Raw genomic sequence first — 22,245 nt, 5'->3', positions numbered from 1 at the left:
CTCCCTTTCCTCACAAAGTAGCTCAGCCGAATGCGGATGCCGCCCCCCTGAGCACCAATCCAGCCCCCAGGGCGACGACGACGCACGCGGACCCCAGCGGTGCCGCCCGGCGTACGACGGCGGCCAGCGGACCGGCGGACCAGCGCGGACGCCGGTCGAGCAACCGCGTCACGCCCCCGCCGACCCTGACCACGGCGAACCCGGCGGCGGTCAGGGTGAGCGCGAGCCCGACGCCGTAGGCCACGACCAGCAGCAGCCCGAACCACGCCCGCCCGAGCGCGGCCGCGCCGACGAGCACGACGACGGCGGAGGGACTGGGCACGAGCCCGCCCGCGAAGCCGAGGAGGACGGCGCCGCGGAGGGTGGGGTGGGTATGCGGGTGCCCGCCGCGCGTGTGCGGGTGTTCGTGCCCGTGCTCATGGTCGTGGTCGTGGCTGTGCCCGTGGCGGTCGCGGAGGGCCCGGCGTACGAGGGTGGCGCCCGCCGCCGTCACCAGGGCGCCGCTCGCGAGGCCCAGCCAGGCGAGCACCGACGGCGTCGCCGCCGAGCCCGCCGTGACGAGCAGGCCGAGCGCGACCACGCCCAAGGAACGTCTTCTCGTTCTTGGTGCCGCAGTGGCCGGAGACCGGGACACCGCCGCGGTGGTGTCGAAGCCTCGTGGAGCCGACCAGAAGACCCGCGCCACCCGCCCCCGCCGCAAGGCGGAGGCGGGGCGGGCAGGTGGCGCAACCCCGCCGCACCAGCGGCAGGCAGAAACGAGAGACCGTACTCAAGCCGAAGCCCTCACGCTTGGGTGACGAGACGGACCTTCCGGGCCGAAATGCCCGTTCGCCACCGCGACCGCCGCGGCGGCGCTCGTCGTCGCCGGGCTCTTCGCCGTGCAGGCCGGTCGCGCCCAGGACGCGCTGTCCGCCGAGCGGGCCCGGGCACGTGAGATCGCCCACGTCCTCACCGCCCCGGACGCCCGTGCCGACACCGGCCGGGACGCGCGGGGCCGACTCATCGGGGTGGTCGCCTCCGCGTCGGAGGGGCGCGCGGTGGTGACCCTGAGCGGATACGGCGATCCGCCGGGCGACCGCGTGCATCAACTGTGGCTCATGCGCCCCGGTGCGCGACCGCGCTCCCTCGGGCTCTTCGACGGCGACACGCCCCTGATCGCCTCCGGCCTGGAACGATCCGCGACATCACTCGCCGTGACCGTCGAACCCGACGGGGGCTCACGGCGGCCCACCAGTCAGCCGGTTGTCCAAGTCGCCCTGAAATCGGTCGGATTCGGAGAGTAGTCGACGCGGCATCGTCAACCCCCTTGCGGGGAAGGTGAATCCTGTGACCGCGATACACGAGTGCCCGGGTGGGGCGATAGGGTTACCCTGCCCGGGGCCGGGTGGACTCGTACGGGTGGGGAGTGACATGGAACAGATAACAGTGCGCAGCAGGGCCAGGGTCCCTGCGATCACCTGCGGGAGCAGCGCGACCAGTTCGCGCCTCGACCGTCATCTCTCGGTGCTGGCGGGTCCCGCCATACCGCAGCAGGAGGCGGCCGAGGCGACCTCGCTGATGCGGGAGATCACCGCGCGTGACGCTACTCAGCGACGCAGTGACCGGGGTGCGCGCGTACGCCGTGTCTCGCTCTTCGCGCCGCTGCGCCGACTGCGCCGTTCGCTGTTCGGAGGTCACTGACCCCCACCGACCGCTGACCGCGCTCAGGCCACCACGCCGTCCCGGCGCAGTGCTGCGATCTCGTCGTCCGTCATCCCCGCGGCGCGCAGCACGGACCCGGTGTGCTGCCCGAGCGCGGGCACGTCGCCCATCCGTGCCGCGTCCCCGCCCGGCAGCGTGATCGGCGGCAGCGGCGCCCGCAGCGGGCCCACCGGCGTCCCCACCTCCCGCCACCGCTGCCGGGCCGCCAACTGCGGATGCCCGGCCACCTCCCGTACGTCCCGCAGACGGGCGCAGGCGATGCCCGCGCCCGTCAGCCGGTCCAGCGCCTCGTCCGCCGTGAGCGCGCCCAGCGCCCCGGCCACCAGCCCGTCGGTCCGCTCCCGGTTCGCCACCCGCGCGGCGTTCGTCGCGAACGCCGGGTCCGTGCCCAGCTCCGGCCGCCCGACGATCCGCTCGGCCAGCCGCCGCCACTCCCGGTCGTTCTGCACCGACAGCAGCACCCGCCCGCCGTCCGCCGTCGCGTAGGCGTCGTACGGCGCGATGACGGCGTGCGCGAGCCCCGTGCGCGCCGGGGGTGTGCCTCCGTGCATCGCGTGGTGCAGCGGATGTCCCATCCACTCCACCAGCGCCTCCAGCATCGACACCTCCACCGGCCCGCCCCGGCCCGTCGTGCCGCGCCGCAGCAGCGCCGCGAGGACCCCGGAGAAGGCGTACATCGCCGCCGCGATGTCGGCGGCCGGGATCCCCGCCTTCACCGGCAGCTCCGGCGTCCCGGTCACCGACACCAGCCCCGCCTCGCACTGCACGAGCATGTCGTAGGCCCGCTGGTCGGCGTAGGGGCCGGTGGAGCCGTAGCCCGAGATGTCCACGGCGACCAGCCGCGGGTGCGCGGCGCACAGCGTGGCCGCGTCCAGGCCGAGCCGGGCCGCCGCCCCGTGCGCGAGGTTCTGCACGAACACGTCCGCGTCCGCCACCAGCCGCCGTACGACGTCGAGCCCGCGCGGGTCCTTCAGGTCCAGGGCGACCGACTCCTTGCCGCGGTTGCACCACACGAAGTGCGAGGCGAGGCCGCCCGCGGCGGTGTCGTAGCCGCGGGCGAAGTCCCCGCCGTCGACGCGCTCGACCTTGATCACCCGGGCGCCGAGGTCGGCGAGCTGCCGGGTGGCGAAGGGCGCGGCGACGGCCTGCTCGACGGCGACGACGGTGATGCCCTCCAGGGGCGGTGGCTGCGGTTCCATGCCGGGGATCATGACCCGCGCCCGGCTCCTTTGTCATGACCGCCGCTTCACAGCAGGGCGAACTGGCCCTCCGGGCCCTCCTCGTGGTGGTCCAGGACCGACGCGGGGCGGCGCGCGGACGCCGGGACCGGCAGCACGCCCGCCGCGCGCAGGTCGGCCGCGGTGACGGGATCGGTGACCGTCAGCTCGTCCCGCCGCGGGCCCAGCTCCGCCAGCAGCGTCAGTACGGTGACCAGCTCCAGCAGCTCCGACGTCCAGCCCTGCCGCCAGGTCGCCGGGCGGATCGCCGCCAGCGTGCCCGGTTCGGCGGGGTCCGCGGTGCGCGCGGCGAACCACCGCTCCAGCACCCGGGCGCCGTCCACCTCGAAGTCCCACGCCTGCGGGGGCACCGGGGAGATCCGGCCGTCGTCGAGGTGGAGGGCCTCCCCGTCCCGGTCGTAGGCGAGGGTGAGCGGGCGGGACGGCAGCGGGGCGCGGACGTAGGGGCGACGGCCGCCGGGCAGCTTGGGGCGGTCGCCGTCGCGGCGCAGCAGCCAGAGCAGGCGATGGCCCAGCTCGGTGCCGTGCGCCCACAGCGCCCGGTCCGCGGTGAGCGGGACGGTGAGGTCCGGGCGGGCGACGGCGAGCGTCCACGCCAGGACGTCCAGCGGCCCGCAGTCCACGCCGAGACGGGCGTTCAGGTACGCGAGCAGGCCGGGCGCCAGATTGGGCTCGCCGCCGCCGGGACGGCGGTACAGCGGGCGGACCCGGCCCGGACGAAGCAGGGGCGGGTACGGCGTCGCCAGCAGCCGTTCCGGCGTCTCGACGACGAACACCTGCTGGTCGTCCGCGACCCGCCACAGCTCCGGGCGGGCCGCGTCGATCAGCCGGTGGTCCGGGATCAGCCACTGCTCGTCGAAGGGCGCCGCGAGCACCCGGACCGGCTCCGGGCAGGGGCCGGCGGCGCGCAGCAGCTTCCCCGTGCCGCCGGACCGGCCCGGCAACTGCCCGACCGCCGAGTGCAGGGTGCGCGAGCGTGTCGGCTCGAACAGGGCCTCGCGCTCCGGGCCGTCCGCCTTCACCAGGGCGTCCCAACGGGCCCGGAGACAGGCCGCGTCGGGCGCCACCGGCCAGCCCCGGCCCAGGCGCGGCGGTGCGACGGACCACGGCATGAGGTCCGCGAGCGGCGGAGCGTCGTCGTCGGGCGTCACGCCCGGCATCGTACGACGGTCCCCGGCAGGCCGGGTCAGGTGGCGTCGAGCGTCACCGTGAAGGAGAACCGGTCGCCGCGGTACTGGATGACGGCGACGTCCAAGGGGCGTCCCGAGGTGTCGTAGGTGATGCCCGTGTAGTGCAGGATCGGGCTGAGCAGCGGGACCTGGAGGAGCTCGGCGGTCTCCGGGTCGGCGAGGCGGGCCTCCACCGTGTCCGTGATGCGGCTGATGTCCGCGCCGACGACGTCGCGCAGCACCTTCGTCATCGGCCAGCGCACCAGGTCGTCCAGGTCGATGCGCGCGGCCAGTTCGGGACGGACGTGGTTGCGGGCGTGGTTGGTCGGCTCGCCGGTCTTCTCGTCGCTGCGCAGCCGGTGGTACGTCGCCACCTCGGCCAGGTCCGGGAAGTACTCGGCGAGTTCGGCGGGCACGGGAGCGGGACCGTGGTCCAGCAGCTCGGTCGTCATGCCGGACTGCTGGGCCACGATCGCGTCCACCGAGCCGAGCAGCCGCACCGGGGTGCCCCGGCGGACGTCCGGCTCGATGAACGTGCCGCGCCTGCGGTGCCGGGTGATCAGCCCCTCGTCCTCCAGCTCCTTCAGCGCCTGCCGCATGGTCAGCACGCTCACGCCGTAGTGCGCGGCCAGCTGTTCCTCGGTGGGCAGGCGCAGCGGGTCCCGCGGGGAGCGGCCGAGTATCGAGGCGCGCAGGGACTGCGACACCTGGTACCAGAGCGGCAGCTTGCGGTTCAGGACGATCGAGTCCGGGGCGAAGGAGGTCACGGGGCCATCCGTACCGGCAGGGGAATGATCAGTGCAACCCGGCGGACACGGGTCAGGGACGCGCGCGGTAGTGGCGCTCCATGCCGTGCCACACGTCGTCGTAGCGCGGTTGGAGGTGGTCCGCGCGGGCCGCCCGGTCGGTGAGCGTCACCGGCCAGCGGGTCTCGAACATGAACGCCAGCCCGTCGTCGACCTTCTGCGGCACCAGCTCGGCGGCGCTGGCGCGGTCGAAGGTCTCCCGGTCCGGGCCGTGCGCCGACATCATGTTGTGCAGCGAGCCGCCGCCGGGCACGAAGCCCCCCTTTCCGGCCGTCTTCGCGTCGTAGGCGCCCTCGATCAGGCCCATGTACTCGCTCATCACGTTCCGGTGGAAGTACGGCGGCCGGAAGGTGTCCTCGCCCACCAGCCAGCGCGGCGCGAACGCCACGAAGTCGATGCCCGCGAGGCCCGGGGTGTCGGACGGCGAGGTCAGCACCGTGAAGATCGACGGGTCCGGGTGGTCGTACGAGATCGTCCCGATGACGTTGAAGCGGCGCAGGTCGTACACGTACGGCACGTGGTTGCCGTGCCAGGCGACGACGTCCAGCGGGGAGTGGTCGTACACGGCCGTCCAGAGGTTGCCGCAGAACTTGTTGACCACCTCCACCTCGCCCTCGAAGTCCTCGTACGCGGCGACCGGGGCGCGGAAGTCCCGCGGGTTGGCCAGTCCGTTGGCGCCGATCGGACCGAGGTCGGGGAGGCGGAACGGGGCGCCGTAGTTCTCGCAGACGTACCCGCGCGCGGTGTCGTCCAGCAGGTCGACGCGGAAGCGCACCCCGCGCGGGACGAGCGCCACCTCGCCCGGCTCGGCGCTCAGCAGCCCGAACTCGGTGCGCAGCAGCAGCCCGCCGTGCTCGGGGACGATCAGCAGCTCGCCGTCCGCGTCGCTGAAGACGCGGTCCATGGCGGCGTCGGCGTGGTAGAGGTGCACCGCCATGCCGGAGCGCTGGGTCACGTCGCCGTTGCCGCCGAGGGTCCACAGGCCCGCGAGGAAGTCGGTGCCGTCGGCGGGCGCCGGGAGCGGGTCCCAGCGCAGCCGGTTGGGGTCCGGGACGGTCTCGGTGAACGGGGCCGTGCGGAGCGCGCCGTTGTCCGCGCGGGTGAACGCCGGGTGCGCGGCGGAGGGGCGGATGCGGTACAGCCACGAGCGGCGGTTGTGCGCCCTGGGCTCGGTGAACGCCGTACCGCTCAGCTGCTCCGCGTACAGGCCGAGGGGGGCCCGCTGGGGTGAGTTGCGGCCCTCGGGCAGGGCGCCCGGGACGGCCTCCGAGCTGTGCTCGTTGCCGAAGCCGGAGAGGTAGGCCAGTCCTTCGGCGGTCTTCCGCGGGTCCCCGCTCATGATCGCATCGCTCCCTTGCGCACACTGATTCCTATGGATCACCGTAGGATTGCGGTTTCCCGGACGCAAGGGCTTCGATGACCTCCTCTGGAGGGATGACCGGAACCCGACTCCAGGGGGATCCGGGCTGTCGTACCGGTGTTCTACGCTCCCGACATGTCGTGGATACGGGGACTCTTCGCCGCGCTGGCGGTGTGCGTCCTGTTGGTGGCGGGAGCCGTGGGCTGTGGCACGGGTGACGCGGGTGAGCGCGAGATGTCGCCCTCACCGGTGGGCAGACTGCTGGACGACACGGACGACGGCGGGCGCGCTTTCCGTGAGGTCGACGAGGACGAGGCGCCCGAGGTCGACATCGAGGTGCAGCCCGGCAGCTCGGGCGACGGCTGGGACCTCACCCTGACCTTCGAGCGCTTCCGCCTCTCCCCGCGGGGCGCGGCGGCCGAGGCGGTGGCCGGACGGGGCGTCGCCCGGCTCTTCCTCGACGGCCGGTTCATCGCCGAGCTGCGCACCCCGGAGTACCGCCTCGCCGCCCGGCTCGTCCCGCGCGGCACCCACCACGTCACCGCGCGGCTGTACGCCGACGACGGCACGGTGTGGGCGGCCGACGGGGAGCCGGTGGAGCGCACGGCCGACATCACGGTGTCGGGGGCGGAGGGCACGGCGACGGCGACCGCCACGGCGTCGGCGAGCGCGTCGGCGTCCGTACCGTAGGTCCCGGTTCACCCGGACCCGGGTGGAGAGGCATCATGAAGCCCGTGCCCGTGCCCCCTGCCCAGCCCCCGTCCCCGCCGCCCGGCACGCCGCCCGCCGCCGTGCCGCTGCGCCGCGCGCCCGTGCAACGGCGCAGCGCGGAGCGGCTGACCCGGATCCTCGACGCCTGCGCGGACCTCCTCGACGAGGTCGGGTACGACGAGCTGAGCACCCGGGCGGTGGCCGTGCGCGCCGGGGTCCCCATCGGCTCGGTCTACCGCTTCTTCGGCAACAAGCGGGAGCTGGCCGACGCCCTCGCCCAGCGCAACCTGGAGCGCTACACCGAACGCGTCACGAAGCGGCTGAAGGGCGGCGCGGCGGGCGGCTGGCGGGCGGCCCTGGACGCCGTACTCGACGAGTACCTCGCCATGAAGCGCACCGCGCCCGGCTTCTCGCTGGTCGACTTCGGCAACCAGATCCCGGTCGGCGCCCGGCACACCGAACCCAACCACCGCGTCGCCGACCGGCTGGCCGCCCTGCTCTCCGGCCTGCTGCCCCGCGACCCCGACGACGACCTGCGCCGCACCTTCCTCGTCGCCGTGGAGACCGCCGACACCCTGGTGCAGCTCGCGTTCCGGGTGGACCCGGAGGGGGACGAGCGGGTCATCGCGGAGATGCGGGAGCTGCTGCGGGCGTACCTGGGGCGGGTGCTGGACTGACCCGGCCCGCGGGAGAAGTCCGGCACGGCCCGCGGGGGAAGTCCGGCACGGCCCGCGGGGAGGGGCAGGGCGGGCCGCGAAGGCCCCGCCTGCCGCCCGGCGCCTGGCACTCCCCCAAGCTCTTCGCGCGGGGGACCCCCGTGACGCCTCTCGGCCCGCCCTGCGGGCGGACGACGGGACTCTCGCCACACGCCCCAGGCCCGACCCCTCCCCGACATGCGTACCGGTCGGTATGCTCGGCCCCGTCCGCGCCACCGCCGCCGCACGTCCCGGGAGGACCCGTGTCCCGCACCGCCCTGCGAATCTGCCCCCTGTGCGAGGCCACCTGCGGCCTGACGCTGACCATCGACGGCACCCGCGTCACCGGCGCCCGGGGCGACCGCGACGACGTCTTCAGCCGCGGGTTCATCTGCCCCAAGGGCGCCTCCTTCGGCGCCGTGGACGGCGACCCCGACCGGCTGCGCGCCCCGTTGGTCCGCCGGGACGGGGAACTGCGCGAGGCCACCTGGGAGGAGGCCTTCGACGCGGTCGCCGCCGGGATCCGCCCGGTCGTGGAGCGGTACGGCCCCAACGCCGTCGGCGTCGTCCTCGGCAACCCCAACGTGCACACCATGGCCGGGGGCCTCTACCCGCCGGTGCTGCTCGGCGCCCTCGGCACCCGCAGCGTGTTCAGCGCCTCCACCGTCGACCAGATGCCCAAGCACGTCTCCAGCGGCCTGCTCTACGGCGACGCCAACGCCATCCCCGTGCCCGACCTCGACCACACCGACCACCTGCTGCTCATCGGCGCCAACCCGCTGGAGTCCAACGGCAGTCTGTGCACCGCCGCCGACTTCCCCGGCAAGCTGAAGGCGCTCAGGGCGCGCGGCGGCACCCTCACCGTCGTCGACCCGCGCCGCACCCGCACCGCCAAGCTCGCCGACCGGCACGTGGCTGTCCGCCCCGGCACCGACGCGCTGCTGCTCGCGGCGATGGCGAACGTGCTGTTCGACGAGGGCCTCGTCAGCCTGGGCGACCTCGCCCCGCACGTCGACGGCGCCGACGGACTCCGCGCCGCCCTGGCCGACTTCACCCCGGACGCGGTCGCCCCGGCCTGCGACGTCGAGGCGCCCCTCATCCGCGCCCTGGCCCGCGAACTCGCCGCCGCCCCCACCGCCGCCGTCTACGGCCGCATCGGCAGCTGCACCGTCCCGCACGGCACCCTCGCCAGCTGGCTCGTGGACGTCCTCAACATCCTCACCGGCAACCTCGACCGGCCCGGCGGCGCCCTCTTCCCGCAGGCCGCCACCGACCGGACGCCCCGCCCCGCGGGGCCCGGCCGCGGCTTCGCGCTCGGCCGCTGGCGGTCCCGGGTCAGCGGGCACCCCGAGGCCAAGAGCGAACTGCCCATCGCCGCCTTGGCGGAGGAGATCGACACCGCCACCGACGAGGGCGTACCGATCCGTGCCGTGCTCTCCATCGCCGCCAACCCGGTGCTGTCCACCCCCGACGGCGACCGCCTCGACAAGGCGCTCGGCGCGCTGGACTTCATGGTCAGCGTCGACCCCTACCTCAACGAGACCACCCGCCACGCCGACGTCGTCCTGCCGCCGCCCCCGCCCGCGCAGAGCGCGCACCACGACTTCGCCTTCAACACCCTCGCCGTCCGCAACCAGGTCCGCTACACCCGCCCCGCCGTCCCCTTGGAGCCCGGCCGGATGGCGGAGACGGAGATCCACGCCCGTCTGATCCTCGCGGTGACGGGCGCCCACGGCACCGACCCGGCCGCCGTGGACGCCATGGTCGTCGACCAGACCCTCGGCAAGGCCGTCAAGGAGCCGCACTCCCCGGCGTACGGCCGCGACCCACGCGAACTGGCCGCGCGGCTCACCGGTGACAACGGCCCCGAGCGGCGGCTCGACCTGATGCTGCGCCTCGGCCCCTACGGCGACGGGTTCGGCGTACGGCCCGACGGGCTGACCCTGGAGCGGCTGCTGGCGCACCCGCACGGCATCGACCTCGGGCCGCTCGCCGCCCGGCTGCCGCAGCCGCTGAGGACCCGCAGCGGGAAGGTGGAGCTGCTGCCGGGGCCGATCGCGGACGACCTGCCGCGGCTCCGGCGGGCACTCGCCGAGCGGCCCGCCGGGTTCGTCCTCGTCGGCCGCCGCCATCTGCGCTCCAACAACAGCTGGATGCACAACGTCCCCGCCCTCACCGGCGGCTCCAACCGCTGCACCCTGCACCTCCACCCCGACGACGCCGACCGGCTCGGGGTGCGCGACGGGCAGCCCGTCCGGATCAAGGGCGCCGGGGGCGAGGTCACCGCGCCCGCCGAGGTCACCGCCGACATCCGGCAGGGCGTCGTCAGCCTCCCGCACGGCTGGGGACACGACCGCCCCGGCACCCGGCTCAGCCACGCCGCCACCGACCCCGGAGCCAACGTCAACCAGCTCCTCGACGGCAGCCTGCTCGATCCGCTGTCCGGCAACGCGGTGCTGAACGGCGTCCCCGTCGAACTGATCGCACGCCCGTGACCTGAACCTTCGCGCTCACCGCTCGCACGTCCGTCACCTCGCTGTGGCGGATCGAGCACGGCGGTACGGCGTCCAGGCCGCGCCGGTCGGGGCGGGGGTCGCGGCGCCCTTCGTGCTGCTCGGCGGGCCGCTGCCGCTGTCGTCGGGGGCCGCCCCGCGGTCGGCGGGCGGTGATCCCTCGGCGGCGGGGGCGGGGTCCCGTCCCCGCCGGGCGGCTCTGCGGCGAAAGAGTGGAATCTGACGGGGCGTGAGGCGTTGCTCCCGGCATCCGGGTGTGGGAGTGGCAGAGAGTCGAGCCAAGCGATTCATATGAAAATCGCACGACTCGGAGGAAACGCGCATGTCCACCTTGCCCCGTCCACGCCGCCGTGCAGGCGTCCGCACCACCGTCCTCGCGGCCCTCGCCGTCGCGGGCACCACCGCGCTCGGCGCGCCCGCCGCCGTCGCCCAGCCGCCCGGCGACAACGGGGACGTCAAGATCCACGAGATGGGGACGCCCTTCGCCGACCAGCGCAACGAGCCCAAGGTCTGCGACTTCTACCTCGCCGCCTTCAACTTCGACGCGGGGGAGGCGGTCCACTGGGAGATCGACAAGCAGCCCAAGCCGGACCCCGAGCCGGAGTTGGAGGGCGACATCACGGTCGAGTCCGACGGCACGGCCCAGAGCCTGCCCCTCGGGCTGCCCAACGGGACGTACAAGCTGACCTGGAAGACCGACCTCGGGCACGGCGCGGGCAAGTTCAAGGTGTTCCGGGTCGACTGCGCCTCGCCCAAGCCGATGGCGAGCACCCCCGGTCCGCACGGCGGCCCGCCCGCCGGGGGCGGCGGACTCGCGCGGGACGCCGCGTTCGCGCCGGTCGCCGGGGCCGCCGCCGTGGGGCTGGCCGCGGTGTCCGGGGTGGTCTGGTTCCGGCTCCGCCGCCGTCCGCATGGCTCCCACTAGCCAGCGCCCCACGCCCCGGCGCACGCCCGTGCCCCGGCGCACGCTCAGGCCCGGGCCCCGCCCGCGGCCCTGGCACCGGACCCGCGCCTACCGCCTGACGCGGACGTGCGTCGTGACCGTCTCGCTGGTGGTGGGCGCCGTCTGGTGGAACCAGGCCGAGGAGCAACCCTCCGGGCCCCCCGCCCCGGCCTCCGGCCCCCACGCCGGGGCCGGGGCGTCGGCCGGTGCGGGGGAGGGCGGGTCCGCGAGCCCCACGGCGCGGGGTGGCGCCGCCACCAGGCCGACGCCGTCCGGGAGTTCCGGGGCGCGGGGTGGCGCCGTACCGCCGAAGCCGTCCGCGAGTCCGCGGCGCGCGGCGGGTTCCTCCGGCCCCGCGCGCCCCGGTGGCTCCGTGCGCCCCGCCGCCCCCGCGCGCCCCAGCAGGTCGGCTCGCCCCGCCGAGTCGGCTCGCCCCTCCGCCCCGAGCCCCACCCCCCTCCGCCCCCTGTCCCGCTCCCGTGCCACCCGGCTGCTCATCCCGTACATCGGGGTCGACGCCCCGGTCATGGGCCTGCGGCTGGACCGGAAGGGGCGGCTCACCGCGCCCCCGGACGACAAGCCGAAGCTGGTGGGCTGGTACGAGGCTGGCCCTTCGCCGGGGGAGCAGGGCACGGCGGTGGTCGTGGGGCACCTGGACACCGTGTCCGGCCCGGCCGTCTTCGCCGGGCTCGGCGAGTTGAAGCGCGGCAAGCGCGTCGCGTTCCGGCGCGCGGACGGACGTACGGCGGTCTACACCGTCGACGCCGTGGAGTCGTACGAGAAGGAGGGGTTCCCGAACGACGAGGTGTACGGCGCCCGGGGCCGTCCCGAGCTGCGGCTGATCACCTGCGGCGGCAGCTACCGGCCGCGCACCGGCTACAGCGGCAACGTGGTCGTCTTCGCGCACCTGACGGACGTCCGCGAGCCCCGGACAGGGGCGCGGTGGCGCTGAATCTGGGCCTCCGCTTTCTCACTAAGCGGACGGGTGTCTCTCATTCCGCGAACTGTGGCGACTGATCCTGACCGGCGTCTTCCCACCGGTGCGGACATTCCGTTAGCTTCCGTGACCCACCCGTACCAACACACCAGTGAGCCCCCGGGGGCACCCTCATGACACGCGCCATCTCCCTGCACGATGTGAGCAAGTCCTACACGCGAGGCGTCCGCGTGGTGGACCGGCTCACCCTGGACATCACGCCCGGCGAGTTCCTCGTCCTGCTGGGGCCCTCGGGCTGCGGCAAGTCCACCGTCCTGCGCATGGTCGCCGGGCTGGAGGAGATCGACGAGGGCGAGCTGCTGCTCGACGGGGAGTGGGCCAACGATCTGCCCCCGGCCGGGCGGAACATGGCGATGGTCTTCCAGAACTTCGCCCTCTACCCGAACATGACCAGCCGCAACAACATCGGCTTCCCGCTGCGCATCGAGGACCCCGGCACCGACCACCGGCCCCAGGTCGACGCCACCGCCCGGATGCTCGGCATCGAGGACCTGCTCGAACGGCTGCCCGGCCAGCTCTCCGGCGGCGAACGCCAGCGGGTCGCGATGGGCCGGGCGATCGCCCGCCGCCCGTCCGCCTTCCTGATGGACGAGCCGCTGTCCAACCTGGACGCCAAGCTCCGCAACCACCTGCGCGCCGAGATCTTCCGGCTCACCCGGGACCTCGGCGTCACCACGGTGTACGTCACCCACGACCAGTCCGAGGCGATGTCGCTCGGCGACCGGGTCGCCGTGCTGCGCGGCGGCGTCCTCCAGCAGGTGGGCACCCCCCGCGAGGTGTACGCGCTGCCCCGCAACGTCTTCGTCGCCGCCTTCATCGGCACCCCGCGGATCAACCTGCTGCGGGCCATGGTCCGCGCCCCGCTCGGCGGCGCCATGACCATCAGCCTGGGCAAGCAGTACCTGCGGCTGCCCGAACCGCTCTCCCTCGACCACCAGATGCTGCGCGTCCAGCAGGGCCGGGAGATCATCGTCGGGCTGCGCTCGGAGGCGGTGCGCATCGCCAAGCCCTCCTCCGCCCGCCCCGGCGAGGTGCCGCTGCACGGCCTGGTGGAGCACGTGGAGTTCCAGGGCCACGAGGCGCTGGTGCACTTCAACACCGGCTCCAGCCCCGCCGTCGTCCCCGACCTGGAGGCCGCGCGGCCCGCGGTCCGCCAGGACCGGCGCCGCCGCCGCGAGCACGGCTCCGTGCTGGAGCGGCTGCGCGAGCGCGCGGGCGCCCTGCGGGGCGGCGGGTCCGTGGACGTGCTGGACCGGCCGGAGCCCGGCCACGCGTCCTCGGCCGCCGAGCCCCGGCCGCCCGGCGACCTCATCGTCCGCACCACCCCCGACATCGGGCTGCGGCACGGGATGCAGGTCCCCCTCCTCGTCGACCTCGCCCACCTGTACGTCTTCGACCAGCACGGTGAACGCGTCTGCCCCGCCCCGGCGCGGCTGCCCGTCCTGGAGGAGTGAGACCCGCGCCCTCCGGGCAGGGTGAGCCGTGCCATGGCGGGAACCCCTGGTGCCGTAAAACTAACGGCGCTAGTTTGGGGTCCGGACGACGAGGCCCGCCCGGAGGGAAGACGATGAAGGCACACGACGGCATGTACATCGACGGCGCCTGGCGCCCCGCCGAGGGACGGGACACCATCGACGTCGTGAACCCGGCCGACGAGCAGGTGATCGGCCAGGTCCCCGCGGGCACCGCCCTGGACGTCGACACCGCCGTACGCGCCGCCCGCGCCGCCTTCCCCGGCTGGGCCGCCACCCCGCCCGCCGAGCGCGCCGCCCGGCTCACCGCCCTGCGGGACGTGCTGGCCGCCCGCAAGGACGAGATCGCCGAGACGGTGACCGCGGAACTCGGCGCGCCGCTGAGGTTCTCGCAGGGCGTCCACGCGGGCGCCCCCATCGCCGTCGCGGGCTCCTACGCCGAACTCGCGGCGACGTACTCCTTCGAGGAGAAGGTCGGCAACTCCACCGTCCGCCAGGAGCCGGTCGGCGTGGTCGCCGCGATCACGCCCTGGAACTACCCCCTGCACCAGATCGTCGCCAAGGTCGCCCCGGCGCTCGCGGCGGGCTGCACGGTCGTCCTCAAGCCCGCCGAGGACACCCCGCTGGTCGCCCAGCTCTTCGCCGAGGCCGTGCACGAGGCGGGCTTCCCGGCCGGGGTGTTCAACCTCGTCACCGGGCTCGGCCCGGTCACGGGCCAGGCGCTCGCCGAGCACCCCGGCACCGACATGGTCTCGTTCACCGGGTCCACCGCCGTCGGCCGCCGCATCGGCGCGCTCGCCTCCGGCGCCCTGAAGCGGGTCGCGCTGGAGCTGGGCGGCAAGTCCGCCAACGTCATCCTGCCCAGCGCCGACCTCGCCAAGGCCGTCAACGTCGGCGTCGCCAACGTCATGTCCAACTCCGGCCAGACGTGCAGCGCCTGGACCCGGATGCTCGTCCACCGCGACCAGTACGACGAGGCGGTGGAGCTGGCCGCGCAGGCCGCCGCCAAGTACGGCGACCGCATCGGCCCCGTCGTCAACGCCAGGCAGCGGGACCGGGTCCGCGGCTACATCGAGAAGGGCGTCGCCGAGGGCGCCCGGCTGGTCGCGGGCGGCGCCGACGCACCGCGCGAGCGGGGCTACTACGTCAGCCCGACCGTCTTCGCCGACGTCACGCCCGACATGACCATCGCCCAGGAGGAGATCTTCGGCCCCGTCCTGTCGGTCCTGCGCTACGACGACGAGGACGACGCCCTGCGCATCGCCAACGGCACGGTCTACGGCCTCGCGGGCGCCGTCTGGGCGGGCGACGAGGCGGAGGCGGTGGCCTTCGCGGTGCGGATGGACACCGGGCAGGTCGACATCAACGGCGGACGCTTCAACCCGCTCGCGCCGTTCGGTGGTTACAAGCAGTCCGGCGTCGGCCGCGAACTCGGCGTGCACGGACTCACCGAGTACCTCCAGACCAAGTCCCTCCAGTTCTAGCGCGTGTGGCGAAAGTCGCGTCGTCCGCCCGCGGGGCGGGCCGAGCGGCGTCCGGTACGGCGAGAGGGCGTGCCAGGCGTCGGGCGGCGGGCGGGACCTTCGCGACAGGCCCCTGACCCGTTGCCGTACGCCGTCCCCAGGAGAGTTGCGTAACCATGGTTGTCCGCGCCGCCGTCGTGTCCGCTGTCGGAGCCCCACTGGAGATCACCGAGATCGAGCTGCCCGACCCGGGCCCCGGGCAGCTGCGGGTGCGGCTCGCCGCCGCCGGGGTCTGCCACTCCGACCTGTCCCTGTCCAACGGCACCCTGCGCGTGCCCGTCCCGGCCGTCCTCGGCCACGAGGGCGCGGGCACGGTGACCGCCGTCGGCGAGGGCGTCACCGCGTACGCCCCCGGCGACACCGTCGTCCTCAACTGGGCCCCGTCCTGCGGCGAGTGCCCGGCGTGCGCCCGCGGCGAGGTCTGGCTGTGCGCCGACGCGCTGAGCGGCGCGGCCAACGTGCACGCCCGGCGCGCCTCCGACGGCGCCGCACTGCACCCCGGGCTGAACGTCGCCGCGTTCGCCGAGGAGACGGTCATCCCCGTCAGGTGCGCGCTGCCCGTCCCGGCCGGGGTCCCGCTGACCGACGCGGCCCTGCTCGGCTGCGCCGTCCTCACCGGCTACGGCGCCGTCCACAACTCGGCGAAGGTGCGGGCCGGGGAGACCGTCGCCGTGTTCGGGGTCGGGGGCGTCGGGCTCGCCGCACTCCAGGCCGCGCGGATCGCGGAGGCGTCGAGGATCATCGCTGTCGACGTCTCCCCGGAGAAGGAGGAACTGGCCCGCGCCGCGGGCGCCACGGACTACGTCCTCGCCTCCGACACCACGCCCCGCGAGATCCGCGCGCTCACCGGGAAGCAGGGCGTGGACGTCGCCGTGGAGTGCGTGGGCCGCGCGGTCACCATCCGGGCCGCGTGGGAGTCCACCCGGCGGGGCGGGCGCGCGGTGGTCGTCGGGATCGGCGGCAAGGACCAGCAGGTCACCTTCAACGCGCTGGAGATCTTCCACTGGGGGCGGACGCTGACCGGGTGTGTCTACGGTGACTCCGATCCGGCGCGGGACCTGCCGGTGATCGGGGAGCACATCCGGGCGGGGCGGTTCGACCTGAGCGCGCTGGTGACGGAGCGGATCGCTCTGGACGGGATTCCGGCGGCGTTCGAGAACATGGTGGCCGGGAAGGGCGGGCGGGCGTTGGTGTCGTTCTGACCTCTCAGGAGGAAGGGGTGGGGGCGGTGGGTTCTCCGGCTGGGGGCGCGTCGTGGCTGGTCGCGCCCCGCGGCGGCGCCGCGGATCGGTACAGCCCCGCACCGCCGGGTACGCCGATCCGCCGTCGGGATCGTGATACCGCCACTCCAGCCAGGCACAGCGCGCCGCCCAGCAGCGTCAACGCGCCCGGTACCTCCCCGAGCGCCAGCCAGGACATCAGGACCACCAGGGCCGGTACCGCGTACGTCGTCGCGCCCATGCGGCTGGCCGTCGTGCGGGCGAGGGCGTACGCCCAGGTCGTGAAGGCCAGGGCGAGGGGGAAGACGCCCAGGTAGGCCATGTTCAGCGTGGCCGTGAGCGGGGCGTCGGCCGCCTCGGTGACCAGGTGCCCGGCGAACGGCAGGCAGCACACCGCGCCCACCAGGCAGCCGTACGTCGTCACCTGGAGCGCGCTGGCCTGGCCGAGGGTGGGCTTCTGGGCGACCACGCCGCCCGCGTAGGCGACCGCGGCGAGCAGGCACAGGACCACGCCGAGCACCGAGGCGCCGCCCTCGCCGGACATCGACAGACCCACCGCCACCGCGCCCGCGAAGGACACGGCCATGCCCGCGAGGAGGCGCGGCGGCATCGGGTCGCCGAGGAGCCGGGCGCCGAGCAGCGCGATGAGCAGGGGGCCGATGTTCACCACCAGGGCGGCGGTGCCCGCGTCGACCTGCTGCTCGCCCCAGTTGAGGGCCACGCTGTAGAAGCCGAACCACAGGACGCCGGATATCGCGATGCCGCGCCAGGCGGCGCGCGGCGGCAGGCCCTCCCGGCGGACCAGGCAGAGCGCCCCGAGCACCAGCGCCCCGGCCAGCAGCCGCCCCAGCGCCAGCGCGCCCGGCGAGTACACCTCGCCCGCGCTGCGGATGGAGACGAAGGCGGAGGCCCACAGGACGACGGTGACCACGGCGGCCCCCGCGGCGAGGAGCCGGTCGCGGGGCGGCCGGGACAGGGTGCTGTTCATCATGCTCCAGAGGGTAGGGACGGACGGATCAGGGGGCTCGCGGTTTTCGGACCGGTACGGGGGCGCCGGCGGCGGGCTCAGCGCAGGGCCGTCGCGTCCAGGCCCAGCAGGTCGCCGAGCGCCCGTTCGCCGGTCGCCGTGAGCTGGACCGCGCGTTCGGAGCCGATCCGTACGCACCACCCGGCGGAGAGGGCGTGCCCGCACAGGGCCGCGCCCGCCGTGCCCGCGAGGTGCGGGCGCCGTTCGGTCCAGTCGAGGCAGCCGCGGGCCAGCGGGCGGCGGCCCCGGCGGTCCAGGGCGATGCCGGTGGCGTCGAACCAGGCCAGGCCAGCCGCCGTGAGCGCGAAGCCGGTGTCCTGGGTCAGCAGGCCGCGGTCGGTGAGCGCGTCGGTGACGGCGATGCCGAGCCGTCCGGCGAGGTGGTCGTAGCAGGTGCGGGCGCGGGCCATGGCGGACCCGGCGCCGGACTGCCGCAGGGTGCGCGGCGGCGGCACCGCGTCCGGGGGGACCCGCGCGGCGAGTTCCTCGACCAGCTGGGCCGCGCGGGCGTCGGCGAGGCGGACGTACCGGTGCCGTCCCTGCCGTTCCTCGGTGAGCAGGCCGCCCGCGACCAGCTTGCCCAGGTGCTCGCTGAGGGTGGAGGCGGCCACGCCCGCGTGCCGGGCCAGTTCACCGGCGGTCCAGGCCCGCCCGTCGAGCAGGGCGAGCAGACAGGCGGCGCGGGTCTCGTCGGCGAGGAGCGCGGCGAGCGCGGCGAGGCCCGGTGCGCGGGCGTCCCTGGTGGTCATGGCTCCCAGCATGGGGCAGGGACGGTTCGGTGAGCGCCGAAGGGTGCTACGCGGGCTCGGGGAGCTGGGCGTACTGCTGTGCCAGCCCGTCCAGGAGCGCCGTCAGACCCGTCTCGAAGGCCCGCTCGTCGACCTTCTCCTGCCGCTCGGCGAGCCGGTGGGCCTGGCCGAGGTGCGGGTAGTCGGCGGGGTCGTAGGCGCTGGCGTCGTCGACGAAGCCCCCGGCGAAGGAGCCGAGGGCGGAGCCCATGATGAAGTACCGCATCAGCGCGCCGATGGAGGTGGCCTGCGCCGGGGGCCAGCCCGCCGCGACCATCGCGCCGTAGACGGCGTCCGCGAGCCGCAGCGCGGCGGGGCGGCGGCCGGGGCCGCGGGCGAGGACGGGGACGATGTTGGGATGGTCGCGCAGGGCGGTCCGGTAGGACAGGGCCCAGTCGTGCAGCGCGGTCCGCCAGTCCCGGCCGTCGTCGAACATCGACAGGTCGACCAGCGCGCTCACCGAGTCGGCGACCGCCTCCAGGATCTCGTCCTTGGTGCGGAAGTGGTTGTAGAGGGAGGGTCCGCTGACCCCCAGCTCGGCGGCGAGACGGCGGGTGGAGACGGCCGCGAGGCCCTCGGCGTCCACGAGTTCCCGGGCCGTCGCGACGATCCGGTCGGTGCTGAGAAGGGGCTTGCGCGGTCGGGCCATGGCGCACATAGTAGGGCTGCGCAAGTAAACTAGCAGCGCTAATTTACTGTTCACCGCTGACGTTCTCGTGCGCTGTACCCCTGTGATGTGAGGTGACTCGGCATGGACCTGGAGCTGAGCGAGGAGCAGACCGCCGTCCGGCAGCTGGCCCGGGACTTCGTGGAGCGTGAGATCGCCCCCCATGTCGTCGCCTGGGACCGCGCCGAGGAGGTCGACCGCTCCGTGGTGAAGAAGCTCGGCGAGGTCGGCTTCCTGGGGCTGACCGTCGACGAGGAGTACGGCGGCTCCGGCGGCGACCACCTCGCGTACTGCCTGGTGACGGAGGAGCTGGGGCGCGGTGACTCCTCGGTGCGCGGCATCGTCTCCGTCTCCCTCGGGCTGGTCGCCAAGACGGTCGCCGCCTGGGGGAGCGAGGAGCAGAAGCGGCGCTGGCTGCCCGGCCTCACCTCCGGCGCGTACGTCGGCTGCTTCGGCCTCACCGAGCCCGGCACCGGGTCCGACGCCGGGAACCTCGCCACCCGCGCGGTCCGCGACGGCGACCACTATGTGATCAACGGCACCAAGATGTTCATCACCAACGGCACCTGGGCCGACGTGGTGCTGCTGTTCGCGCGCTCCACCGACGCCCCCGGTCACCAGGGCGTCTCCGCGTTCCTGGTCCCGACGGACACCGCCGGCCTGACCCGGCGCACCATCCACGGCAAGCTGGGGCTGCGCGGGCAGGCCACCGCCGAGCTGGTCCTGGAGGGCGTCCGGGTCCCGGCCGACGCGATGCTGGCGCCGGAGGGCAAGGGCTTCTCCGTCGCCATGTCGGCGCTCGCCAAGGGGCGGATGTCGGTCGCCGCGGGCTGCGTCGGCATCGCGCAGGCCGCGCTGGACGCGGCCGTGAGGTACGCGGGCGAGCGCGAGCAGTTCGGGAGGACCATCGCCCACCACCAGCTCGTCCAGGAGCTGATCAGCGACATCGCCGTGGACGTGGACGCGGCCCGGCTGCTCACCTGGCGGGTCGCCGACCTCGTCGACCGCGGCCAGCCCTTCACCACCGAGGCGTCCAAGGCCAAGCTGTTCGCCTCCGAGGCCGCCGTCCGTGCCGCCAACAACGCCCTCCAGGTCTTCGGCGGCTACGGCTACATCGACGAGTACCCGGCGGGCAAACTCCTGCGCGACGCCCGCGTGATGACCCTCTACGAGGGCACCAGCCAGATCCAGAAGCTACTGATCGGCCGCGCGCTGACCGGCGTATCGGCGTTCTGAGTACCCCGTCTGAGTACCTCGGCGGATGTGGTGCCCGCCGGGTCCGCCGATGCTGTTCCCCATGAGTGAGACACCGGTCAAGCAGCAGAGCACGGCCGCCTTCTACGGGCAGGCCGTCGTGTCCTTCGGGGTGGCCATCGCGGCCACCGCCGTCGGGATCTACAACCTGAACGCCGACGCCTGGGTGCGCGGCTTCCTCGGTATCGCCGTCCTCTACCTCGTCACCTCCGCCTTCACCCTCGCCAAGGTCATCCGGGACCGGCAGGAGGCCGGGCAGATCGTGAGCCGGGTGGACCAGGCGCGGCTGGAGAAGCTCCTCGCCGAGCACGACCCCTTCGAGAAGCTCTGAGCCATCGTCGTACGGGCCCACTAAGCGCCCGCTCACCAGCGGCGGTATGGTGGGGGCCCGGAACGAGAGGGGCGAGTGGGCGATGAGTACGGCGGAGGAGACGGCCGGTGGCGAGGCGCAGCCGTGGGGCGAGGTCACCCCGGACGCGGCCCGGCGGCTGCTGATCGCCGCCGTGGAGGCCTTCGCCGAGCGCGGCTACCACGCGACGACCACGCGGGACATCGCTGGCCGCGCCGGGATGAGCCCGGCCGCGCTCTACATCCACTACAAGACCAAGGAAGAGCTGCTCCACCGGATCAGCAGGATCGGCCACGAGAAGGCCGTGGACATCCTGCGGACGGCGGCGCGCGGCGAGGGCGGGCCCACCGAGCGGCTCGCCGACGCGGTCAGCTCCTTCGTCCGCTGGCATGCCGGGGGGCGTACCACCGCGCGGGTCGTGCAGTACGAACTCGACTCGCTCGGCCCCGACGCCCGCGCCGAGATCCTGGGCCTGCGCCGACAGGTGGACGCGGAGGTGCGCGGGATCATCGAGGAAGGCGTGCGGTCGGGCGAGTTCGACGTGCTCGACGTCAGGGGCACCACGCTGGCGGTGCTCTCGCTCTGCATCGACGTCGCCCGCTGGTTCAGCCTGGACGGCCCCCGGACACCGGACGAGGTCGGCGCGCTCTACGCCGACCTCGTGCTGCGGATGGTGGGGGCCAAGCGGGTGCCCGGCGCACCGGAGGTTCAGAGGTAGTAGCGGGCCACCGACTCCGCCACGCACACCGGCTTGTCGCCGCCCTCGCGTTCCACGGTGAAGGCGACGGTCACCTGGACGCCGCCCGCGACGTCGTCGACGCCGGTGATCGTCGCGGTGGCGCGCAGCCGGGAGCCGACCGGGACCGGCGCGGGGAAGCGGACCTTGTTGGTCCCGTAGTTGACGCCCATCTTCACGCCCTCGACGGTGAGCAGCTGCGGGCCGAAGAGGGGCAGCAGGGACAGCGTCAGGTAGCCGTGCGCGATCGTCGTCCCGAAGGGCCCCCGCGCGGCCTTCTCCGGGTCCACGTGGATCCACTGGTGGTCGCCGGTCGCCTCCGCGAACAGGTCGATCCGCTTCTGGTCGACCTCCAGCCAGTCGGTGTACCCCAGCTGCTCGCCCACCGCCGCCTTCAGCTCGTCGGTCGACGCGAAGATCCTCGGCTGTGCCATGTCCCGGCCTCCAGAAACTCTCACCTATGCCTAAGCGACTGCTTAGCATGGTCGGGATCGGAGCGCCTGTCAACGGACCGGTAGGGTCGGATGAGTGCCCCAGATCCCAGAGAAGGTCCATGAGCTGACCGTCGGACAGCTCGCCGCGCGCAGCGGCGCCGCCGTCTCCGCCCTGCACTTCTACGAGTCCAAGGGCCTGATCAGCAGCCGCCGCACCGCGGGCAACCAGCGCCGCTACAGCAGGGACGCGCTGCGCCGCGTCGCGTTCATCCGGGCCGCGCAACGCGTCGGCATCCCGCTCGCCACCATCGGCGAGGCGCTCGCCGAACTCCCCGAGGGCCGCACGCCCACCCGGGAGGACTGGGCGCGGCTCTCCGAAGCCTGGCGCTCCGAACTCGACGAGCGGATCCAGCAGCTCAACCGGTTGCGCGACCACCTCACCGACTGCATCGGGTGCGGCTGCCTCTCCCTGAACACCTGTGTGCTGTCCAACCCGGACGACGTCTACGGCGAACAGCGGGGCGCGGGCTCCCGGCTCCTCGTGGAGCGCCGGGAGCACCGGGAGCAGCAGACGCCGCGACGGCGGCGGTAGGGCGCCGCCAAGTTACCCGTGCGTTCCGCACACCGGAGTGATGACAGCGG

General features: G+C 74.3%; 21 protein-coding genes and 2 pseudogenes. 14 read left to right on the top strand and 9 right to left on the bottom strand.

The window, feature by feature from the left end; all coding sequences use genetic code 11:
* Positions 1-22: 22 nt before the first annotated feature.
* Positions 23-589: pseudogene (locus tag ABZ659_RS31300) on the bottom strand (sulfite exporter TauE/SafE family protein); the annotation flags it as partial.
* A 235-nt stretch (positions 590-824) separates the two neighbouring features.
* Between ABZ659_RS31300 and ABZ659_RS31295 the strand changes: the two are divergent.
* Both ABZ659_RS31295 and ABZ659_RS31290 read left to right on the top strand, forming a co-directional pair.
* Positions 825-1,283: pseudogene (locus ABZ659_RS31295) on the top strand (anti-sigma factor); the annotation flags it as partial.
* Between the two features lie 127 nt (positions 1,284-1,410).
* Positions 1,411-1,680, top strand: coding sequence for a hypothetical protein (locus ABZ659_RS31290; protein WP_360226695.1), 270 nt, complete (start codon positions 1,411-1,413; stop codon positions 1,678-1,680).
* Between the two features lie 23 nt (positions 1,681-1,703).
* Here ABZ659_RS31290 and ABZ659_RS31285 read toward each other — a convergent pair whose 3' ends face one another.
* From ABZ659_RS31285 to hmgA, 4 genes are read right to left on the bottom strand one after another with little or no spacing between them, the layout of a single operon-like run.
* The gene (locus tag ABZ659_RS31285; protein ID WP_360226692.1) at positions 1,704-2,912 is read right to left on the bottom strand and encodes a CaiB/BaiF CoA-transferase family protein; all 1,209 of its coding nucleotides are present in this window, start codon (positions 2,910-2,912) and stop codon (positions 1,704-1,706) included.
* A 35-nt stretch (positions 2,913-2,947) separates the two neighbouring features.
* Positions 2,948-4,099 carry a type ISP restriction/modification enzyme gene (locus tag ABZ659_RS31280; protein ID WP_360226689.1) on the bottom strand — a complete coding sequence of 384 codons (1,152 nt, stop codon included), beginning with the start codon at positions 4,097-4,099 and terminating at the stop codon, positions 2,948-2,950.
* Positions 4,100-4,125: 26 nt separating this feature from the next.
* Positions 4,126-4,875, bottom strand: coding sequence for a GntR family transcriptional regulator (locus ABZ659_RS31275; RefSeq protein WP_360226687.1), 750 nt, complete (start codon positions 4,873-4,875; stop codon positions 4,126-4,128).
* Positions 4,876-4,927: 52 nt separating this feature from the next.
* The gene (gene hmgA / locus ABZ659_RS31270) at positions 4,928-6,253 is read right to left on the bottom strand and encodes a homogentisate 1,2-dioxygenase (protein WP_360226685.1); all 1,326 of its coding nucleotides are present in this window, start codon (positions 6,251-6,253) and stop codon (positions 4,928-4,930) included.
* 156 nt (positions 6,254-6,409) lie between these two features.
* Here hmgA and ABZ659_RS31265 point away from each other — a divergent pair, with 156 nt between their 5' ends.
* The 8 genes from ABZ659_RS31265 to ABZ659_RS31230 all read left to right on the top strand — a co-directional run bounded on the left by ABZ659_RS31265 (position 6,410) and on the right by ABZ659_RS31230 (position 16,330).
* A complete protein-coding gene (locus ABZ659_RS31265) occupies positions 6,410-6,964 on the top strand; it encodes a hypothetical protein (RefSeq protein WP_360226682.1) in 555 nt (184 codons plus the stop codon).
* 35 nt (positions 6,965-6,999) lie between these two features.
* Positions 7,000-7,662, top strand: coding sequence for a TetR/AcrR family transcriptional regulator (locus tag ABZ659_RS31260; protein ID WP_360226679.1), 663 nt, complete (start codon positions 7,000-7,002; stop codon positions 7,660-7,662).
* Between the two features lie 281 nt (positions 7,663-7,943).
* On the top strand, positions 7,944-10,175 hold the full coding sequence (locus ABZ659_RS31255; protein WP_360226676.1) for a molybdopterin oxidoreductase family protein: 2,232 nt from the start codon (positions 7,944-7,946) through the stop codon (positions 10,173-10,175).
* Between the two features lie 340 nt (positions 10,176-10,515).
* Entirely contained in the window at positions 10,516-11,118 is a 603-nt protein-coding gene (locus tag ABZ659_RS31250) for a hypothetical protein (RefSeq protein WP_360226673.1), read from the top strand.
* 112 nt (positions 11,119-11,230) lie between these two features.
* Positions 11,231-12,088 carry a class F sortase gene (locus tag ABZ659_RS31245; RefSeq protein WP_360226670.1) on the top strand — a complete coding sequence of 286 codons (858 nt, stop codon included), beginning with the start codon at positions 11,231-11,233 and terminating at the stop codon, positions 12,086-12,088.
* A gap of 158 nt (positions 12,089-12,246) precedes the next feature.
* Positions 12,247-13,587 carry an ABC transporter ATP-binding protein gene (locus ABZ659_RS31240; protein WP_360226667.1) on the top strand — a complete coding sequence of 447 codons (1,341 nt, stop codon included), beginning with the start codon at positions 12,247-12,249 and terminating at the stop codon, positions 13,585-13,587.
* Positions 13,588-13,700: 113 nt separating this feature from the next.
* Complete coding sequence (locus tag ABZ659_RS31235; protein WP_360226664.1) at positions 13,701-15,089, top strand: aldehyde dehydrogenase family protein; 1,389 nt, start codon at positions 13,701-13,703, stop codon at positions 15,087-15,089.
* Between the two features lie 155 nt (positions 15,090-15,244).
* On the top strand, positions 15,245-16,330 hold the full coding sequence (locus tag ABZ659_RS31230) for a zinc-binding dehydrogenase (RefSeq protein ID WP_360226661.1): 1,086 nt from the start codon (positions 15,245-15,247) through the stop codon (positions 16,328-16,330).
* A 4-nt stretch (positions 16,331-16,334) separates the two neighbouring features.
* On the opposite strand, the gene ABZ659_RS31225 is transcribed toward ABZ659_RS31230, so the two are convergent.
* From ABZ659_RS31225 to ABZ659_RS31215, 3 genes are all read right to left on the bottom strand, one after another.
* Entirely contained in the window at positions 16,335-17,336 is a 1,002-nt protein-coding gene (locus ABZ659_RS31225) for a DMT family transporter (RefSeq protein WP_360226752.1), read from the bottom strand.
* 77 nt (positions 17,337-17,413) lie between these two features.
* Positions 17,414-18,124, bottom strand: a complete 711-nt coding sequence (locus ABZ659_RS31220; protein ID WP_360226658.1) for a winged helix-turn-helix domain-containing protein — start codon at positions 18,122-18,124, stop codon at positions 17,414-17,416.
* 46 nt (positions 18,125-18,170) lie between these two features.
* The gene (locus ABZ659_RS31215; protein WP_360226749.1) at positions 18,171-18,821 is read right to left on the bottom strand and encodes a TetR/AcrR family transcriptional regulator; all 651 of its coding nucleotides are present in this window, start codon (positions 18,819-18,821) and stop codon (positions 18,171-18,173) included.
* Between the two features lie 93 nt (positions 18,822-18,914).
* Here ABZ659_RS31215 and ABZ659_RS31210 point away from each other — a divergent pair, with 93 nt between their 5' ends.
* The 3 genes from ABZ659_RS31210 to ABZ659_RS31200 all read left to right on the top strand — a co-directional run bounded on the left by ABZ659_RS31210 (position 18,915) and on the right by ABZ659_RS31200 (position 21,151).
* A complete protein-coding gene (locus tag ABZ659_RS31210; protein ID WP_360226655.1) occupies positions 18,915-20,066 on the top strand; it encodes an acyl-CoA dehydrogenase family protein in 1,152 nt (383 codons plus the stop codon).
* A 61-nt stretch (positions 20,067-20,127) separates the two neighbouring features.
* On the top strand, positions 20,128-20,415 hold the full coding sequence (locus ABZ659_RS31205; RefSeq protein WP_360226652.1) for a YiaA/YiaB family inner membrane protein: 288 nt from the start codon (positions 20,128-20,130) through the stop codon (positions 20,413-20,415).
* 82 nt (positions 20,416-20,497) lie between these two features.
* The gene (locus ABZ659_RS31200) at positions 20,498-21,151 is read left to right on the top strand and encodes a TetR/AcrR family transcriptional regulator (protein ID WP_360226649.1); all 654 of its coding nucleotides are present in this window, start codon (positions 20,498-20,500) and stop codon (positions 21,149-21,151) included.
* Here ABZ659_RS31200 and ABZ659_RS31195 read toward each other — a convergent pair.
* Positions 21,142-21,603: a MaoC family dehydratase gene (locus ABZ659_RS31195; RefSeq protein ID WP_360226646.1), complete on the bottom strand. Its 462-nt coding sequence runs from the start codon at positions 21,601-21,603 to the stop codon at positions 21,142-21,144. The genes ABZ659_RS31200 and ABZ659_RS31195 overlap by 10 nt on opposite strands.
* A 94-nt stretch (positions 21,604-21,697) precedes the next feature.
* On the opposite strand from ABZ659_RS31195, the gene soxR reads away from it, so the two are divergent.
* The gene (gene soxR / locus ABZ659_RS31190; protein ID WP_360226643.1) at positions 21,698-22,195 is read left to right on the top strand and encodes a redox-sensitive transcriptional activator SoxR; all 498 of its coding nucleotides are present in this window, start codon (positions 21,698-21,700) and stop codon (positions 22,193-22,195) included.
* Positions 22,196-22,245: the final 50 nt, after the last annotated feature.

Origin of the sequence: Streptomyces sp. NPDC006997, assembly GCF_040635175.1 — a bacterium.
Taxonomy (GTDB): domain Bacteria; phylum Actinomycetota; class Actinomycetes; order Streptomycetales; family Streptomycetaceae; genus Streptomyces.
Note: the sequence above shows the minus strand (reverse complement) of the source record. Positions and strands in the feature narration are given on the sequence as shown.

Coding starts and splice junctions, on each gene's coding strand:
- ABZ659_RS31235 (WP_360226664.1), top strand. CDS start 13,701: ATGAAGGCACACGACGGCATGTACATCGACGGCGCCTGGCGCCCCGCC.
- ABZ659_RS31225 (WP_360226752.1), bottom strand. CDS start 17,336: ATGAACAGCACCCTGTCCCGGCCGCCCCGCGACCGGCTCCTCGCCGCG.
- hmgA (WP_360226685.1), bottom strand. CDS start 6,253: ATGAGCGGGGACCCGCGGAAGACCGCCGAAGGACTGGCCTACCTCTCC.
- ABZ659_RS31200 (WP_360226649.1), top strand. CDS start 20,498: ATGAGTACGGCGGAGGAGACGGCCGGTGGCGAGGCGCAGCCGTGGGGC.
- ABZ659_RS31290 (WP_360226695.1), top strand. CDS start 1,411: ATGGAACAGATAACAGTGCGCAGCAGGGCCAGGGTCCCTGCGATCACC.
- ABZ659_RS31260 (WP_360226679.1), top strand. CDS start 7,000: ATGAAGCCCGTGCCCGTGCCCCCTGCCCAGCCCCCGTCCCCGCCGCCC.
- ABZ659_RS31250 (WP_360226673.1), top strand. CDS start 10,516: ATGTCCACCTTGCCCCGTCCACGCCGCCGTGCAGGCGTCCGCACCACC.
- ABZ659_RS31240 (WP_360226667.1), top strand. CDS start 12,247: ATGACACGCGCCATCTCCCTGCACGATGTGAGCAAGTCCTACACGCGA.
- ABZ659_RS31195 (WP_360226646.1), bottom strand. CDS start 21,603: ATGGCACAGCCGAGGATCTTCGCGTCGACCGACGAGCTGAAGGCGGCG.
- ABZ659_RS31215 (WP_360226749.1), bottom strand. CDS start 18,821: ATGTGCGCCATGGCCCGACCGCGCAAGCCCCTTCTCAGCACCGACCGG.
- ABZ659_RS31210 (WP_360226655.1), top strand. CDS start 18,915: ATGGACCTGGAGCTGAGCGAGGAGCAGACCGCCGTCCGGCAGCTGGCC.
- ABZ659_RS31265 (WP_360226682.1), top strand. CDS start 6,410: ATGTCGTGGATACGGGGACTCTTCGCCGCGCTGGCGGTGTGCGTCCTG.
- ABZ659_RS31220 (WP_360226658.1), bottom strand. CDS start 18,124: ATGACCACCAGGGACGCCCGCGCACCGGGCCTCGCCGCGCTCGCCGCG.
- ABZ659_RS31280 (WP_360226689.1), bottom strand. CDS start 4,099: ATGCCGGGCGTGACGCCCGACGACGACGCTCCGCCGCTCGCGGACCTC.
- ABZ659_RS31205 (WP_360226652.1), top strand. CDS start 20,128: ATGAGTGAGACACCGGTCAAGCAGCAGAGCACGGCCGCCTTCTACGGG.
- ABZ659_RS31230 (WP_360226661.1), top strand. CDS start 15,245: ATGGTTGTCCGCGCCGCCGTCGTGTCCGCTGTCGGAGCCCCACTGGAG.
- ABZ659_RS31285 (WP_360226692.1), bottom strand. CDS start 2,912: ATGATCCCCGGCATGGAACCGCAGCCACCGCCCCTGGAGGGCATCACC.